This is a genomic window from Streptomyces sp. WI03-4A, assembly GCF_033792105.1.
In the GTDB taxonomy this organism is placed as follows: domain Bacteria; phylum Actinomycetota; class Actinomycetes; order Streptomycetales; family Streptomycetaceae; genus Streptomyces; species Streptomyces collinus_A.
In genome coordinates this window covers 561,160-575,446 of sequence record NZ_JARAUO010000001.1, presented here as the reverse complement: position 1 = coordinate 575,446, position 14,287 = coordinate 561,160, and the positions used below count along the sequence as shown (strand labels likewise).

Below are 14,287 nucleotides of genomic sequence, written 5' to 3'. Positions count from 1 at the left end.
CCGTATGCTGCCGGGGGAGTACGTAGTACGCGCACGCGAGCGGCAGGGGAGAGCACGTGAAGGTCGGCTGCATCGGACTCGGGGACATCGCGCAGAAGGCCTACCTGCCGGTGCTGGCCACCCAGCCGGGGATCGAGCTGCACCTCCAGACCCGGACGCCCGCCACGCTGGAGCGGGTCGCGGACGCGCTGCACCTGCCCGCCGGGCAGCGGCACACGAGCCTGGACGCGCTGCTGGACACCGGCCTCGACGCCGCCTTCGTGCACGCGCCCACCGCCGTCCACCCGGACATCGTCACGCAACTGCTGGAGGCGGGCGTACCCACGTACGTCGACAAGCCGCTCGCCTACGAACTCGCCGAATCCGAGCGCCTGGTGACCCTCGCCGAGGAGCGCGGGGTGACCCTCTTCGTCGGCTTCAACCGCCGCCACGCCCCCGGCTACACACAGTGCCTGGAGCACCCGCGCGAGCTGATCCTCATGCAGAAGAACCGGGTCGGGCTGCCCGAGGAGCCCCGCTCGATGATCCTCGACGACTTCATCCACGTCGTCGACACCCTGCGGTTCCTGGTGCCGGGCCCCGTCGACGACGTCACCGTGCGCGCCCGCACCGAGGGCGGCCTGCTGCACCACGTCGTGCTCCAGCTCGCCGGGGACGGCTTCACCGCGCTCGGCGTCATGAACCGGCTCAGCGGTTCCGCCGAGGAGATCCTGGAGGTCTCCGGGCAGGACACCAAGCGCCAGGTGCTCAACCTCGCCGAGGTCGTCGACCACAAGGGGCAGCCGACGCTGCGCCGGCGCGGCGACTGGGTGCCCGTGGCCCGCCAGCGCGGCATCGAGCAGGCGGTCCTCGCCTTCCTCGACGCCGTCCGCGCGGGCAAGGTGCTCAGCGCCCGGGACGCGCTGGCGACCCATGAGCTGTGCGAGCGGGTGGTACGAGCGGTTCTGGACCGCCCCGGCGCTGCCTGAGCGCCCGGATCCCCTCGGTCGCGCCCAGCGCGGTCAGCACCAGCAGCGCGCCGTGCACGGGCCAGTCGCCGTAGCGGACGTAGGGCGTGATGCCGTGCGCTAGCGGGACGTCGTACACACGGGCGGTGCTCGCGCCGGTGCCGAGCCACGGGCCGAGGCGCCGGCCGTCCGGGCCGTAGACGGCGGACACGCCGGTCAGGGTCGCGTGCACCATCGGACGGCCGGTCTCGGCGGCGCGCAGCGCGGCCAGCGACGCGTGCTGCTCGGGGGCCCAGCTGTGCTGGAAGGTCGAGGTGGAGGACTGGCCCAGGAGCACGTCGGCGCCGTCCTCGGCGAGATGGCGGCTCATGTCGGGGAACGCGGTCTCGAAGCACACCAGCGGACCGACCCGCAGCCCGTGCCCGACGTGCATCACGACCTGCTCGGTGCCGCGCCGCCGGTCCTCGCCCGCCGCCCTGCCGACCGAGGTGGCCCAGCCCAGCACGGAGCGGGCCGGTATGTACTCGCCGAACGGGATCAGCCGCATCTTGTCGTAGCGCTGGCCGGTCGGGCCGTTCGGGCCGACGAGCACCGAGCTCTTGTAGATGCCGGGCCGGTCGGCCCGCCGGGCGTCCACGTTGACCAGCAGGTCGGCGCCGGTCTCCCGGGACAGCGCGGCGATCCGCCGGGCCAGGTCGGGCCGCTGTCCCAGGTCGAAGCCGACGCTGGACTCGCCCCAGACCACCAGGTCGACGCCCTGCCCGGCCAGCCGCCGGGTCAGCCGCTCCTCGCGGTCGAACCGCTTCTCGCTGCTGGCGTGCCCGTCCACGACGCCCGGCTGCACGACGGCGATCCGCACCCCGCCGTCGATGTCCGGGCGCGGCGCCCACGCCCAGGCTGCCGAGGTGGCCGCCGCCGTGGCGACCAGGGAGGCCACGGCGGGCACCCGGGCCTCCCGCACCGACACCAGCACCGCGACCGTGACGTTCACCGCCACCACCAGGAAGCTGAGCAGCCACACCCCGCCCACCGAGGCCAGCCGCAGCGCCGGGCCCACCTGCCACTGGCTGGAGCCGAGCATGCCCCAGGGCCCGCCGAGGCCCTGCCAGGAGCGGACCAGCTCCACCGCCAGCCACGCCGACGGCAGCACCAGCAGCGCGGCCGCGGCACGCCCCGGCGCCGGCGTGCCGCCGAGATACCGGCGGGTCAGCCATCCCCAGGGCATCCACAGCACGCTCAGCAGCCCGGCGATCAGGAAGATGAACACGTGCAGGCTGGGCAGCAGCCAGTGGTGCACGGCGATCATGTAGCCGAAGCCGCCGCACCAGCCGTCGTACGCCGCCCGCCGCCCGGTCGGCGCCGAGCGCGCCAGCAGGATCCAGGGGACCAGCGCCACGTACGCGAACCACCACAGCGACGGCGCGGGGAACGCGAGCACGGGCAGGGCGCCCGCGACGGCGACGGCGCACGAGCGCCGCCACGGGGAGGTGAGCCAGCGGTCGATCGTCCTCATGGAGGTCTCCCTACCCAGCGCTGTCTTCAGTGTGCGCGCCGGGAGCGATCTCCGACAGAGGGCGCCGGGGGCGGCCGGGGGCTCACTCGGGCACGGTCGCCGGGCCGCGCTCCGGCATCCGGCGCCACCTCTCCTCCACCACGACCTCCCGCAGCCGCCAGCCCTCCGCGGTGCGCAGCAGCCCGAACGCGTACCGGCCGCCGCACACCAGGTCGGGCGCGCCGGAGCCGCCGTCACCGGCGAACCGCATCGGGTTGAGGTAGTCGGCACGTACCCGGGCCGTGTCCCCGGTGTCGTGCTCCAGAATCCCGAACCGCACGTGCCGGTTGACGATCAGGTGCTGCCGCATCGCGAACAGCTCCAGGCTCCCCGCGAGCCATCCGGCCACCTGGCCGGCCTCCCCCTCGATGCCGCCGGCGGACCGGTAGTCGGCCCGCCCGTCCGCCGTGAACAGCTCTCGGTACGCCGCCCAGTCCCCGTCGTCCACGGCCACCGCGTACTCGGTGACCAACTCGTCCACGGCCAGCCGGTCCATCACGGTGGCGAGCTCCATGCGCTGCGTCATCGGCACAGTGTTGGCCACCGGGGCCCGGGTGCCAAGAGGGCCGCCGGACATCGGGTGGTGCGGGTGCGGCCGTCCCGGCCGTCAAGCAGCCGTTCAGGACCCCGTCCGGGCCGCCGGGGCGTCCGGACCGGGCGCCCGCGGGCCGCTCCGGCGGGCTACTCCACCTCGATGCCGTAGTCGTTGACGAGTTCCTCCAGGCCGCCCGGGTAGCCCTTGCCGCCGAGGACGAAGTCCCAGTCGCCGTTCGTCCGGCGCCGGAAGGAGCCGAGCACCAGGGCGGTCTCCTGGGGCCGGCCGTCGGAGACCGCGAGGGTGCCGAGTTCGTTCAGCCCGGGGTCGAGGAGCCGGATGCACGCGTCCGTGAAGCCGGCGAGGTCGGCGTCCGGATCGGCCTCGGGGTCGATGGCCGCCACGAGGACGAAGCGGTCGGCCTCGTCCGGCAGCGCGTCGAAGGAGACGCAGATCGCGGCCTTGTCGGGGGCGCGGGCGGGCAGGGCGCGCACACTGCCGTCCGGGGTGCGGGGGTTGTTGTAGAAGACGAAGTGCTCGTCGCTGAGGACCCGGTTCCCGCGGCAGACGAGGGCGCACACGTCCAGGGCGACGCTTCCCGTCCACGACATGCCGAGGACGTTGTAGTCGTCGGGCAGCCGGGGGTCCGGCACCGCGGCGGCCCGCGCCGGGGTCCGCGCCCCGGAGCGGCGGGCGCCCTCACCGAGGCGGCCACGGAGCCCGTGGCGGTGCAACAGGTCGACGAGTTCCGGCCCCGAGATCAGTTCCAGCGGCTTGCCGTTGGCGAAGGTGTGCGAGCCGGGGCCGAACCGCGACGTCGTCACCAGGACGCCCTTGTTGGCGCCGGCGTCCTGCACGGTCCCGTACAGGTCGCGCACGGCGGTGGGCGGCACGGTGTTGCGGTAGCGCTTCACCTGGACGACGATCTTGCCGCCCCGGATCGGTGCGGGATCGAGCGCGTCGACGTCCACCCCGCCGTCGTTCGAGCGCTGGGTGGTGACGGCCTGCATGCCCATGGCCCGGAAGAGCTCGGCGACGAGGTTCTCGAAGTCGATCGGGTCCATCTCGTACAGGTCGGGCTCCTCGTCGCCGCCGTGCGCGACGACGCGGTTCCCGACCTGCTGCGGACGGCGGTTCGGCCGTACCGGCGTGAGCTGGTCGGGACGGGCCGAGAGCTGCCCGTGCAGTGCGTCGGCCAGGCAGCTGCAGGCGTCCACCTGGGCCAGGTGCAGTCCGCGGAACATGGAGCGCGGGGCCATCACGGTCGCCAGGACGATGTGGTCGGGGCGGCCCGTCGTCGGGTCGTGCCCGTCCACGAACCCGTTCACGGTCACCGACTCCAGCGCGCCCGGTTCGTCTGCGGCGAAGAGCTCGTGCAGCACGAGCAGCAGGCACTGGGCGAGGACCTCCCGGTACAGGGCCCGGCGCTGGGTCACCGGCCGGGCCGTCTCCTTGTGCTGGTCCACCCCGTACACGTAGCGCACGGACTTGGCCTCGGGGACGACGTCGAAGGCGGGCAGCTCCCAGTCCAGCACCAGCTCTCCGGCCGCCGCGTCGTAGGCCGCCGCCACCTGGCGCGGGAAGCCCTCCGGCCACGCGGTCGACGCGTACAGGGCGGCGGTGAAGTACTCGACCACGGCGTCCGGGTCGCGGCGCCGCACCCCCTCGGTCAGCTCACCGATGGAGGCGTTGTGCCGGCGCACCTCGGCCAGCTGGGCGTCGGCCCACTGCTGGTACTCGCGCTGGTAGGCGGCCAGTTGCTGCTGCCGCCGCGTCTCCGCCGCCTGGGCCGCGTACCAGTCGTGCTCGAAGCGCGCGCGGGCCTCGGCCTGCGCCTGGCCCCGGCGGCCGGCGGTCCAGCCGCCCTGCGCCTGGTAGTGCTCGACGTTCGGCATGGGCACGGGCTGCGCCAGCGGTCCCGGTGCGAACGGCTGGACCTCCTCGGGGCGCATGAGGGAGGACGCCCGGAAGGCGGGTGCACGGCAGCCCGAGGCGAGGAGGCCCTGCAACGCCGAGACCTGCGCGTCCAGTTCCTCCGTGCGGCGCAGCGCCTCCGCCTGCATGTACTCGCGGTGACTCTGGGCGGCCCGCCGTTCGTAGGCACGTGCCTGCTGCGCCTCTTGTCTGCGTCGTCTGGCGTCGGCCTCCACCTGGCGCTGCTGCTGCCTCTGCATCTCAGCCCAGACGCCGACCATGCCACCAGAACGACGACTCATGCGTTGGATGCCCTCCCCGCGGCGCGCCGGTTGTCCCCACAACCAGTTTTGACCCGACAACTCTAGCCAGTGATGGCCATGTCATGAATCGCCCGGCAGGAGATCCCGGCGAGAGATCCTGCCGGGCGAAGTGCTCTACGGGTCCGTGGAGTCAGGCCGCCTCGATGACCGCCGCGCGGATCGCCTCGGCCCACTCGACCACCAACAGCTCGTACTCCGCGCGTTCCTGGGCCGACAGGGTGCCACCCGCGCGCAGCCACAGCGCCCGGATCTGTTCGTTCACCTCGGCGGCCGACCGCACCGAACCAGGGAGGAGGGAATCGGGGGACATGCGGACAAGCCTAGGGGCAAGCACTGACACTGCGCTACCGCGTCGCTACGCAGAACGTATGGGGTTGGTCACCGCCGTGAGGGGCGCGCGGTGGGAGTCGTGCCAGCCCAGGAGGCATATGCCCGTCAGCATTGCTGGGCAGCAGATGTCCGAAACGGGGATGCGGAAGGGGTGTTCGGGCGGCGTCAGCTCGCCGACTCGGCCGCGTGCGGGCTGAGGACGCCCGCCGTCACCAGCGCGATGATGACGATGCCGAGGGCGACGCGATACCAGACGAACGGCATGAAGCTCTTGTGGGAGATCCACTTCATGAACCAGGCGATCACCGCGTATCCCGACGCGAAGGCGATGCCCGTGGCGAACAGGGTCGGGCCCCACGCCACGTCCCCGCCGCCCACCGAGTCCCTCACCTCGAAGACGCCGGACGCGAGGACGGCCGGAACGGCGAGCAGGAAGGAGTAACGGGCCGCCGCCTCACGCCGGTAACCCATGAACAGGCCGCCGCTGATCGTCGCGCCGGAGCGGGAGACACCCGGGACGAGGGCGCACGCCTGGCAGAGGCCGAAGATCAGGCCGTCCCTGACGCCCAGGTTCTCCAGCGTCTTGCGCTGCTTGGGCGCCCGGTGCCGGCCGCCGTTCTCGTCGCGCGAGGCCAGCCGGTCGGCGATGCCGATGACCACGCCGACGACCACGAGCATCGTCGCCGTGACCCGCAGATCACGGAACGGCCCCTCGATCTGGTCCTTGAGCGTCACGCCCAGCACGCCGATCGGGATCGAGCCGACGATCACCAGCCAGCCCATCTGCGCGTCGTGGTCCTGCCGCATCGCCTTGTCGAACAGCGACCTGAACCAGGCCGAGACGATCCGCCCGATGTCCTTGCGGAAGTAGATGAGGACGGCGGCCTCGGTGCCTATCTGCGTGATCGCCGTGAAGGCCGCGCCGGGATCCTCCCACCCCGAGAACGCCGCCGTGAGCCGCAGGTGCGCGCTGGAGGAGACGGGCAGGAACTCGGTCAGCCCCTGGACGAGCCCGAGGACGAGGGATTCAAACCAAGACATGGAGGGATGGCGTCCAAGTGCGGAGAGGTAAAAGGATGATCAAATGACCTGTGCAGCGTAGCGGGCTCCGCGTGCGGCGCGCACACAGGGGTTGGGCGGTCCCGGACGCCTCCCGCCGGTCCGTCGGACGCGCCGCGCCGGCCCGTGCCTCGGGCCGGCCTCAGGCCCGTCTCAGGCCGCCGTGGGGCCCGCCACCGTCCAGCCCGGCGCCTGCGGACGGGCCGTCAGGTCCTCGTGGCGCACCGGGGCGCCGCAGGCGGAGCAGGTGACCTGCGGGACCAGTTCGTGGCCGCAGACGTGCTCGACGACCATGGGCAGGTCGGTGCCCTGGCGCAGGTGGCGGTCGCCCCACTCCTTGAGGGTCATCAGGACCGGCTCCAGTTCGAGGCCCGCCTGGGTGGGCCGGTACTCGAAGCGCTCCGGGCGCTCGCTGTAGACGCGCTTGGTGAGGATGCCCGCCCCGACGAGCCGGCGCAGCCGGGCGGCCAGGACGTCGCGCGGGGCGCCGATGTTGCGCACCAGCTGGTCGAAGCGGCCGTTGCCGAGGCAGACCTCCCGCAGGACGAGCAGGGAGTACTTCTCGCCGACCAGGGCGAGGGCGTCGGCGATGGAGCAGGGGCGCGGGTCTTTCGGGGCGGCCATGCGGTCCAGTCTAGGGGAGGGTTTGATTTTCCAACTCACCGAGCTATGGTGAGTCCAGATTCCCTACTCACTGGTAATCGTGCCGACCGGAGCGGTTCTGTCGGCGGCCAAGGAGGCCCGCACCATGCGCGACGCAGTCATCGTCGAAGCCGTACGCACCCCCATCGGCAAGGGCAGGCCGAACGGCTCCCTCGCCCACGTCCACCCCGTGCAGCTCCTCGCCCACACGCTGCGTGCCCTGGTCGAGCGCTCCGGCGTCGACCCGGCGCTCATCGACGACGTCATCGGCGGAACCGTCGACCAGGTCGGCGAGCAGGCCATGAACACCACCCGGTACGCCGTCCTCGCGGCCGGTTTCCCCGAGACGGTCCCGGCGACCACCGTCGACCGCCAGTGCGGCTCCTCCCAGCAGGCCGTGCACTTCGCCGCGCAGGGCGTCATCTCGGGCGCGTACGACCTGGTCGTCGCGTGCGGCGTGGAGTCGATGAGCCGGGTGCCGATGTGGTCCAACGTGCCCGAGGGCAAGGACCCGTTCGGCCCGGGCGTCGCCGAGCGCTACCCGGAGGGCCTGGTCCCGCAGGGCATCAGCGCCGAACTGATCGCGGCGAAGTGGTCGCTCACGCGCGCGCGGATGGACGAGTTCGCGGTCTCCTCGCACCGCAAGGCCGCGGCCGCGTGGGAGACCGGCCTGTTCGACGCCGAGGTCGCGCCGCTGGACGGCGTCACCCGGGACGAGTGCGTACGCCCCGGCAGCACCCCGGAGATCCTGGCCGGACTCCGGCCCGCGTACCACGACCCCGGCTTCGCCGAGCGCTTCCCACAGATCGAGTGGAACGTCACCGCCGGCAACGCGAGCCCGGTGAACGACGGCGCCTCCGCCGTGCTGATCACCTCGAGCGAGACGGCGGCCCGGCTCGGCCTGCGCCCCCTCGCCCGGCTGCACAGCTTCGCGGTCACCGGCTCCGACCCGCTGCTCATGCTCACCGGTGTCGTCCCGGCCACCGAGAAGGTGCTGCGCCGGGCCGGTCTGTCCCTGGGCGACATCGACCTCTTCGAGGTCAACGAGGCCTTCGCGAGCGTGGTCCTCGCCTGGCAGCAGGAGACCGGCGCCGATCTCGCCCGGGTCAACGTGCACGGCGGCGCCATCGCCCTCGGCCACCCGCTCGGCGCCAGCGGCACCCGGCTGACCACCACCCTGGTCCACGCCATGCGCGAGCGCGGCGCCCGCTACGCCCTGCAGACCATGTGCGAGGCGGGCGGCCTCGCCAACGCGATGATCCTGGAGGGTGTCTGACGGTTCAGCGGGCCCGCAGGTGGTGGCGCTTGCGCCAGGCCACCACCGATCCCACCAGCGCGGGTACGGCTATGGCGGCCATCGCGATCAGGAAGGCGGGCGAGGTCGGCGCCGAGGCGCGGGCGCCGGCCACCGCGTAGGCGGCCGTGTTGGGGATCGAGCCGAGCGCCGTGGCCAGCAGGAACGGCAGCCAGCCCATCCTGGAGACGGCGGCGCAGTAGTTGGCCGCCCAGAACGGCACGCCCGGGAACAGCCGCGCCGCCAGCATCGAACGGAACCCGTGCCGGCTCAGCTGCCCGTCGGCCGCCTTCAGCCAGCGGCCCCGCAGCAGCGGGCGCAGCGCGTCCTGCCCCAGCACCCGGCCGAGCCCGAAGGCCACCCCGGCCCCGAGCACCGTGCCGGCCAGCGCCGTGCCAAGACCCCACTGGGACCCGAACAGCGCGCCGGCCGCGAGGTTGAGCAGCGGGCGCGGCACGAACGCCACCGTGCACAGCCCGTACGCGGCAGCGAACACGAGCGCGGCCGCGGCCCCGCCGAGCTGCGGCGGCCAGCCGTGCGTCAGCAGCCGCTGCGGCTCGAACGCCAGCACGCAGCCCGCCGCGGCCCCGAGCAGGGCGAGCAGCAGCGACAGCCGGGCGTACGGCGACAGCGCCGCGCGCGTGCAGCGGGCGGCGAACCCCGTGCGGCGCACGGGCGGCACGGACACGGCCGTGGGGACGGTCAGCTCCGTGGCGGCGGCCCGGGGAGAGGCCGTGGCGGTGCCAGAGCGGTTGGCATCGAGCATCCGGTGACAGTAACCGACGCGGGCGTGTGATCGCCGTGAGGTGTGACGCACGGCCGCCCCGCCACGGCGCTGGCGGGGCGGCCGGTCACCTCACGCGGCGAGCGCGTGACCAGGGTGCAGGACGACCTTGGTGTAGCCCTCGATCCGCTTGTCGAACTTCTCGTACGCCTGAGGCGCCTGGTCGAGCGGCAGCTCGTGGGAGACCACGAAGCTGGGCTTGGCCCGCCCGGCGATGATCAGGTCGCGCAACTGGCGGTTGTACCGCTTGACGTTGCACTGGCCGGTGCCCATCTGCTGGCCCTTCTCGAACATCTTGCCGATGGAGACCAGCAGCTGGCCGTGCTTGGCGTGCTCGTCGGGACCGCCCGGGTCGGAGGGCACGTACAGCCCCGGCACGCCCAGCATGCCCGTGGGACGCACGGTCATGACGAGCGCGTTGAGGACGACGGCGGGTTCCTCGTGGCTGGCGTCGTGCGCCTGGGCCTGGTAGCCGACGGCGTCCACGCCCTTGTCGGTCCCCTCGCCTCCCGTCTGTTCCTTGATCTGCTCCGCCGGGTCGCCCTGGGTGAAGTCGATCGGGATGGCCCCGATCTCCTCGGCCTTCGCCAGCCGCTCGGGCACGCGGTCGACGGAGAAGACCTTCGCCGCGCCGCGCACCAGCGCGGAGTAGGCGGCCATCAGCCCCACCGGCCCGGCACCGTAGACGGCCACGCTCTCGCCGGGGGACACCTGGGCGAGTTCGCAACCGTGGTAGCCGGTCGGGAAGATGTCGGCGAGCAGCACGAAGTCGGTCTCGAACTCGTCGCCCGGCGGCAGCTTCAGGCAGTTGAAGTCGGCGAACGGCACCCGCAGCAGCTCCGCCTGGCCGCCCTTGTACGGGCCCATCGCCACATAGCCGTAGGCGCCACCGGCGAAGCCGGGGTTCACCGTCAGGCAGAAACCGGTCTTGCCGGCGAGACAGTTCTTGCAGAATCCGCACGCGACGTTGAAGGGCATCACGACGCGGTCACCCACGGACAGGGAGGCCACACCGCTGCCGATCTCCTCGATGATGCCGAGGTTCTCGTGTCCGAAGACGATGCCCGACTCGGCCGCCGTGCGGCCTTCGTACATGTGCAGGTCCGAGCCGCATATCGCGGTCGACGTGACCCGTACGAGCACATCGTTGGGATGCTGGATCTGGGGATCCTGGACATCCTTCACCGTCACACTGAAGGGCTCTTCGTAGACGACGGCTTTCACCTTCTGTCACCTCCGCGTCGAGCGCTTGACGACGGCGGCGAGGGGGCCGCTGCCGGAGGGCGCACGGGAGGGCGCGGGCCCTCGGACCGTGCCGTGGCCCCATGCGCTCGCTTCACCGCCGTACCTCCAGGTAACGCCCGTACGGGAGGGGGCGCAACCCGCGTCCCGGAGGCCCGCGCGAGGGGTTCCGGGCAGGCTTGGCGCCTCACCAAGTCAAATACCAGTTCGATTATTTTCGGTCTGCCGGTCCTCTCCCGACCGTATGGTTCATGGCATGACCGTCACCGGCGCGGCCCCGCCGCACGTCCCGCGCAGCGCCCTCGCCGACGCCGTGCTGGACCGCCTCACCGTCACCTACCCCGCGGCGGCCGATCCGGAGCGGGCCGGCGCGATGCGGGCGTACATGAAGGACGTGGCACCGTTCCTCGGCATCCCCACCCCGGACCGCCGGGCCCTGACCCGCGCCGTCCTGACCGGCACGCCACGGCCCGTCGAGGACGACTGCGCCGCGATCGCCCTGCGCTGCTGGCGGCTGCCCGAGCGTGAGTACCAGTACTTCGCCGTCGACTACCTGCGCCGGCACGCGGCCCGCTGCTCCTCCGCCTTCCTGCCCGTAGCCCGGCACCTGGTCACCACCGTCCCCTGGTGGGACACCGTCGACCTGCTCGCCGCGCACGTCGTCGGCGCCCTGGTCGCGGCCGATCCCGCGCTCGCGGCCGAGATGGACGTCTGGATCACCGACGACGACCTCTGGGCCGTCCGCACGGCCCTGCTGCACCAGCTCCGCCACAAGGAAGGCACCGACACCGAGCGGTTGTTCGCCTACTGCCTGCTCCAGTCCGGGCACCAGGACTTCTTCGTCCGCAAGGCCATCGGCTGGGCCCTGCGTGAGTACGCCAAGACCGACCCCGGCGCCGTGCGGGGGTTCCTGGCCCGCGAACGGGGCCGGTTCGCCCCGCTGACCGTCCGCGAGGCGCTGAAGAACATCGGCCCCTGACGGGCGGCACGGTCCCCGGAAAACCATTCGACGCCGGGCGGGCCGTCGGCGATGATCGTCGACATGTTCCGGTACGCCTTCCTCCTCGCAGCATCCGCCGTCGCGGATGCGCCGAAGGCTGCCGTCCCGATCCTCGTGGCCGCTGTCGACGGCGCCCGAAGCTGACCCTCTCCGGAACGTCCGGCGGACCCCGCAGGGGGAGGGTCGGCCGGTTCCCGGGGTCCCGCATTCCCGTACGACCGGAGAGGCTCCGAGGTACAGCCATGTCCAAAACGGCCTACGTACGCACCAAGCCGCACCTGAACATCGGCACCATGGGTCACGTCGACCACGGCAAGACCACCCTGACCGCCGCCATCACCAAGGTCCTGGCCGCGCGCGGCACCGGCACCTTCGTGCCGTTCGACCGCATCGACCGGGCGCCGGAGGAGGCCGCCCGCGGCATCACCATCAACATCGCGCACGTCGAGTACGAGACCGACACCCGGCACTACGCGCACGTCGACATGCCCGGGCACGCCGACTACGTCAAGAACATGGTCACCGGGGCCGCGCAGCTCGACGGGGCGATCCTCGTCGTCTCCGCGCTCGACGGGATCATGCCGCAGACCGCCGAACACGTGCTGCTCGCCCGGCAGGTGGGCGTCGACCACATCGTCGTCGCCCTCAACAAGGCCGACGCCGCCGACGACGGCGAGGACGCCGTCCTGGCCGACCTGGTCGAGCTGGAGGTCCGCGACCTGCTCACCGCGCAGGGCTACCCCGGGGAGAGCGTGCCCGTCGTACGGGTCTCCGGGCTGCGTGCCCTGGAGGGCGACCCGCGCTGGACGGCGTCGATCGAGGCGCTGCTCGACGCGGTGGACACCTACGTGCCCATGCCCGAGCGGTACCTGGACGCGCCCTTCCTGCTGCCGGTGGAGAACGTGCTCACCATCACCGGCCGCGGCACGGTCGTCACGGGCGCCGTCGAGCGCGGGACGCTCCGCGTGGGGGACCGGGTCGCGGTGCTCGGCGCCGACGTGGAGAGCGTGGTCACCGGTCTGGAGACCTTCGGCAAGCCGATGACGGAGGCGCAGGCCGGGGACAACGTGGCGCTGCTGCTGCGCGGTGTGCCGCGGGACGCGGTCCGGCGCGGGCACGTCGTCGCGGCGCCGGGCAGCGTGGTGCCCAGCCGGCGTTTCTCGGCCCGGGTCTACCTGCTGTCCGGGAAGGAGGGCGGCCGCACGACACCGGTCGCCTCCGGCTACCGGCCGCAGTTCTACATCCGCACCGCGGACGTGGTGGGCGACATCGAACTCACCACGGCGCCGGTCGCCCGCCCCGGCCAGACGATCGAGATGACCGTCGAACTGGGCCGCGAGGTCCCGCTTGAGCCCGGCCTCGGCTTCGCCATCCGCGAGGGCGGCAGGACGGTGGGGGCGGGGACGGTGCTGAGCGTCGGGGGGTAGGGCCAGGGTACGGGGGCGCGGGCTACGGGGGCGCTGGGCGCCGCGGACCGGTCGTGACCGGTGACGCGGCGCCCTGCGGCGCGGTGCCGGGACCGGGCCCCGGGGCCCGCGCCGCCGTGGAGGCCGGGCTCGCGTTCCGCTCGTGCCGGCAAGGGCCGGACCTCCAGGGGCGGGCGGTGTCCCGCCTCGCGGCGCCCGGGACCGGGCGCGCGTCGCGCTGTGGTCGGGGGTGGGCGGTGCGCCGTCTCCTGGTGCCGCCGCCCAGCGGTAGCCCCGCGGGCCCCCGGCCAGGGGCCCCGGGGACAATGGAGGGGTGAGTGAAGCCATGCCTGTGACGCGGGGCATCGATCACGGGACTGCCAAGCTGATGCCGGACGTCGACCGGGAGCGGGCCTGGCTGCTCACCGTGGACGGGGCGCCGCAGTCGTACGTCGATCTCGACGAGCCCGCGCACCTGGAGTTCGAGTACACGCGGCGGCTCGGGTACGTGCTCGACACCGTCGCCGCGGACGGGCGGCCGCTGGACGTGGTGCACCTCGGCGGGGGAGCGCTGACCCTGCCCCGCTACCTGGCCGCCACCCGGCCGGGGTCGCGGCAGGACGTGGTCGAGGCCGACCGGGGGCTGCTGGAACTGGTCACGGAGCACCTGCCGCTCCCGGAGGGTTCGGGAGTCGTCCTGCACGCCGCCGACGCGCGGACCTGGCTGGAGGCCGCCCCGGACGACTCGACGGACGTGCTGATCGCCGACGTCTTCGGCGGCTCACGCGTCCCGGCCCACCTCACCTCGCTCGGCTACGCCCGGGAGGCCGAGCGCGTGCTGCGCCCCGGCGGGGTCTATCTGGCCAACCTCGCCGACGCCGCGCCGTTCGCCTTCCTGCGCTCCCAACTGGCCGCCTTCGCGACGCTGTTCGACCACCTCGCGCTGATCGCCGAGCTGGGCGTGCTGCGCGGCCGGCGGTTCGGCAACGCCGTGCTGGTCGCCTCGCACCGGCCGCTCGACACGGCCGCCGTGGCCCGGCGCACGGCCGCCGACGTCTTCCCGGCCCGGGTCGAACACGGCCCGGCGCTCAGGGAGTTCATCGGTACGGCCCGGCCGGTCGCGGACGCCGAGGCCGTACCCTCACCCGAGCCCCCCGACGGCGCTTTCGGCATCGGCTGAGGGAAGCGGTGCCACTGACCCGCGTTCCTGGTACGGGGACTTCAGTGCGGCCGGGTCCATCTCGTTCTCCCGCTCGTCC

13 protein-coding genes are annotated in these 14,287 nt (G+C 73.0%); 5 read left to right on the top strand and 8 right to left on the bottom strand.

What is annotated here, in order from left to right; all coding sequences use genetic code 11:
* Nucleotides 1-56: 56 nt before the first annotated feature.
* Nucleotides 57-968 carry a Gfo/Idh/MocA family protein gene (locus tag PV343_RS02640; protein WP_319145106.1) on the top strand — a complete coding sequence of 304 codons (912 nt, stop codon included), beginning with the start codon at nucleotides 57-59 and terminating at the stop codon, nucleotides 966-968.
* On the opposite strand, the gene lnt is transcribed toward PV343_RS02640, so the two are convergent.
* The 6 genes from lnt to PV343_RS02610 form a co-directional block, all read right to left on the bottom strand.
* Nucleotides 886-2,460, bottom strand: a complete 1,575-nt coding sequence (gene lnt / locus PV343_RS02635; protein WP_319145105.1) for an apolipoprotein N-acyltransferase — start codon at nucleotides 2,458-2,460, stop codon at nucleotides 886-888. The genes PV343_RS02640 and lnt overlap by 83 nt on opposite strands.
* Before the next feature lie 82 nt (nucleotides 2,461-2,542).
* Nucleotides 2,543-3,025 carry a nuclear transport factor 2 family protein gene (locus tag PV343_RS02630; protein ID WP_319145104.1) on the bottom strand — a complete coding sequence of 161 codons (483 nt, stop codon included), beginning with the start codon at nucleotides 3,023-3,025 and terminating at the stop codon, nucleotides 2,543-2,545.
* Nucleotides 3,026-3,180: 155 nt separating this feature from the next.
* Nucleotides 3,181-5,250 carry a restriction endonuclease gene (locus PV343_RS02625; RefSeq protein ID WP_319145103.1) on the bottom strand — a complete coding sequence of 690 codons (2,070 nt, stop codon included), beginning with the start codon at nucleotides 5,248-5,250 and terminating at the stop codon, nucleotides 3,181-3,183.
* Nucleotides 5,251-5,401: 151 nt separating this feature from the next.
* Complete coding sequence (locus tag PV343_RS02620; protein WP_319145102.1) at nucleotides 5,402-5,581, bottom strand: hypothetical protein; 180 nt, start codon at nucleotides 5,579-5,581, stop codon at nucleotides 5,402-5,404.
* Between the two features lie 185 nt (nucleotides 5,582-5,766).
* On the bottom strand, nucleotides 5,767-6,642 hold the full coding sequence (locus PV343_RS02615) for an undecaprenyl-diphosphate phosphatase (protein WP_319145101.1): 876 nt from the start codon (nucleotides 6,640-6,642) through the stop codon (nucleotides 5,767-5,769).
* Nucleotides 6,643-6,813: 171 nt separating this feature from the next.
* The gene (locus PV343_RS02610) at nucleotides 6,814-7,284 is read right to left on the bottom strand and encodes a winged helix-turn-helix transcriptional regulator (RefSeq protein ID WP_319145100.1); all 471 of its coding nucleotides are present in this window, start codon (nucleotides 7,282-7,284) and stop codon (nucleotides 6,814-6,816) included.
* 124 nt (nucleotides 7,285-7,408) lie between these two features.
* On the opposite strand from PV343_RS02610, the gene PV343_RS02605 reads away from it, so the two are divergent.
* A complete protein-coding gene (locus PV343_RS02605) occupies nucleotides 7,409-8,578 on the top strand; it encodes a thiolase family protein (RefSeq protein ID WP_319145099.1) in 1,170 nt (389 codons plus the stop codon).
* Nucleotides 8,579-8,582: 4 nt separating this feature from the next.
* Here the strand turns inward: PV343_RS02605 and PV343_RS02600 are convergent, their stop codons facing one another.
* Both PV343_RS02600 and PV343_RS02595 read right to left on the bottom strand, forming a co-directional pair.
* On the bottom strand, nucleotides 8,583-9,362 hold the full coding sequence (locus PV343_RS02600; RefSeq protein ID WP_319145098.1) for a TVP38/TMEM64 family protein: 780 nt from the start codon (nucleotides 9,360-9,362) through the stop codon (nucleotides 8,583-8,585).
* Between the two features lie 90 nt (nucleotides 9,363-9,452).
* A complete protein-coding gene (locus PV343_RS02595; protein ID WP_319145097.1) occupies nucleotides 9,453-10,604 on the bottom strand; it encodes a glutathione-independent formaldehyde dehydrogenase in 1,152 nt (383 codons plus the stop codon).
* A gap of 274 nt (nucleotides 10,605-10,878) precedes the next feature.
* On the opposite strand from PV343_RS02595, the gene PV343_RS02590 reads away from it, so the two are divergent.
* The 3 genes from PV343_RS02590 to PV343_RS02580 all read left to right on the top strand — a co-directional run bounded on the left by PV343_RS02590 (nucleotide 10,879) and on the right by PV343_RS02580 (nucleotide 14,208).
* A complete protein-coding gene (locus PV343_RS02590; protein WP_319145096.1) occupies nucleotides 10,879-11,601 on the top strand; it encodes a DNA alkylation repair protein in 723 nt (240 codons plus the stop codon).
* Nucleotides 11,602-11,864: 263 nt separating this feature from the next.
* Nucleotides 11,865-13,049 (top strand): elongation factor Tu, encoded by a 1,185-nt coding sequence (tuf, locus tag PV343_RS02585; RefSeq protein WP_319145095.1) that lies wholly within the window; start codon nucleotides 11,865-11,867, stop codon nucleotides 13,047-13,049.
* 313 nt (nucleotides 13,050-13,362) lie between these two features.
* Nucleotides 13,363-14,208 (top strand): fused MFS/spermidine synthase, encoded by an 846-nt coding sequence (locus PV343_RS02580; protein WP_319145094.1) that lies wholly within the window; start codon nucleotides 13,363-13,365, stop codon nucleotides 14,206-14,208.
* The last annotated feature ends 79 nt before the right edge of the window (nucleotides 14,209-14,287 follow it).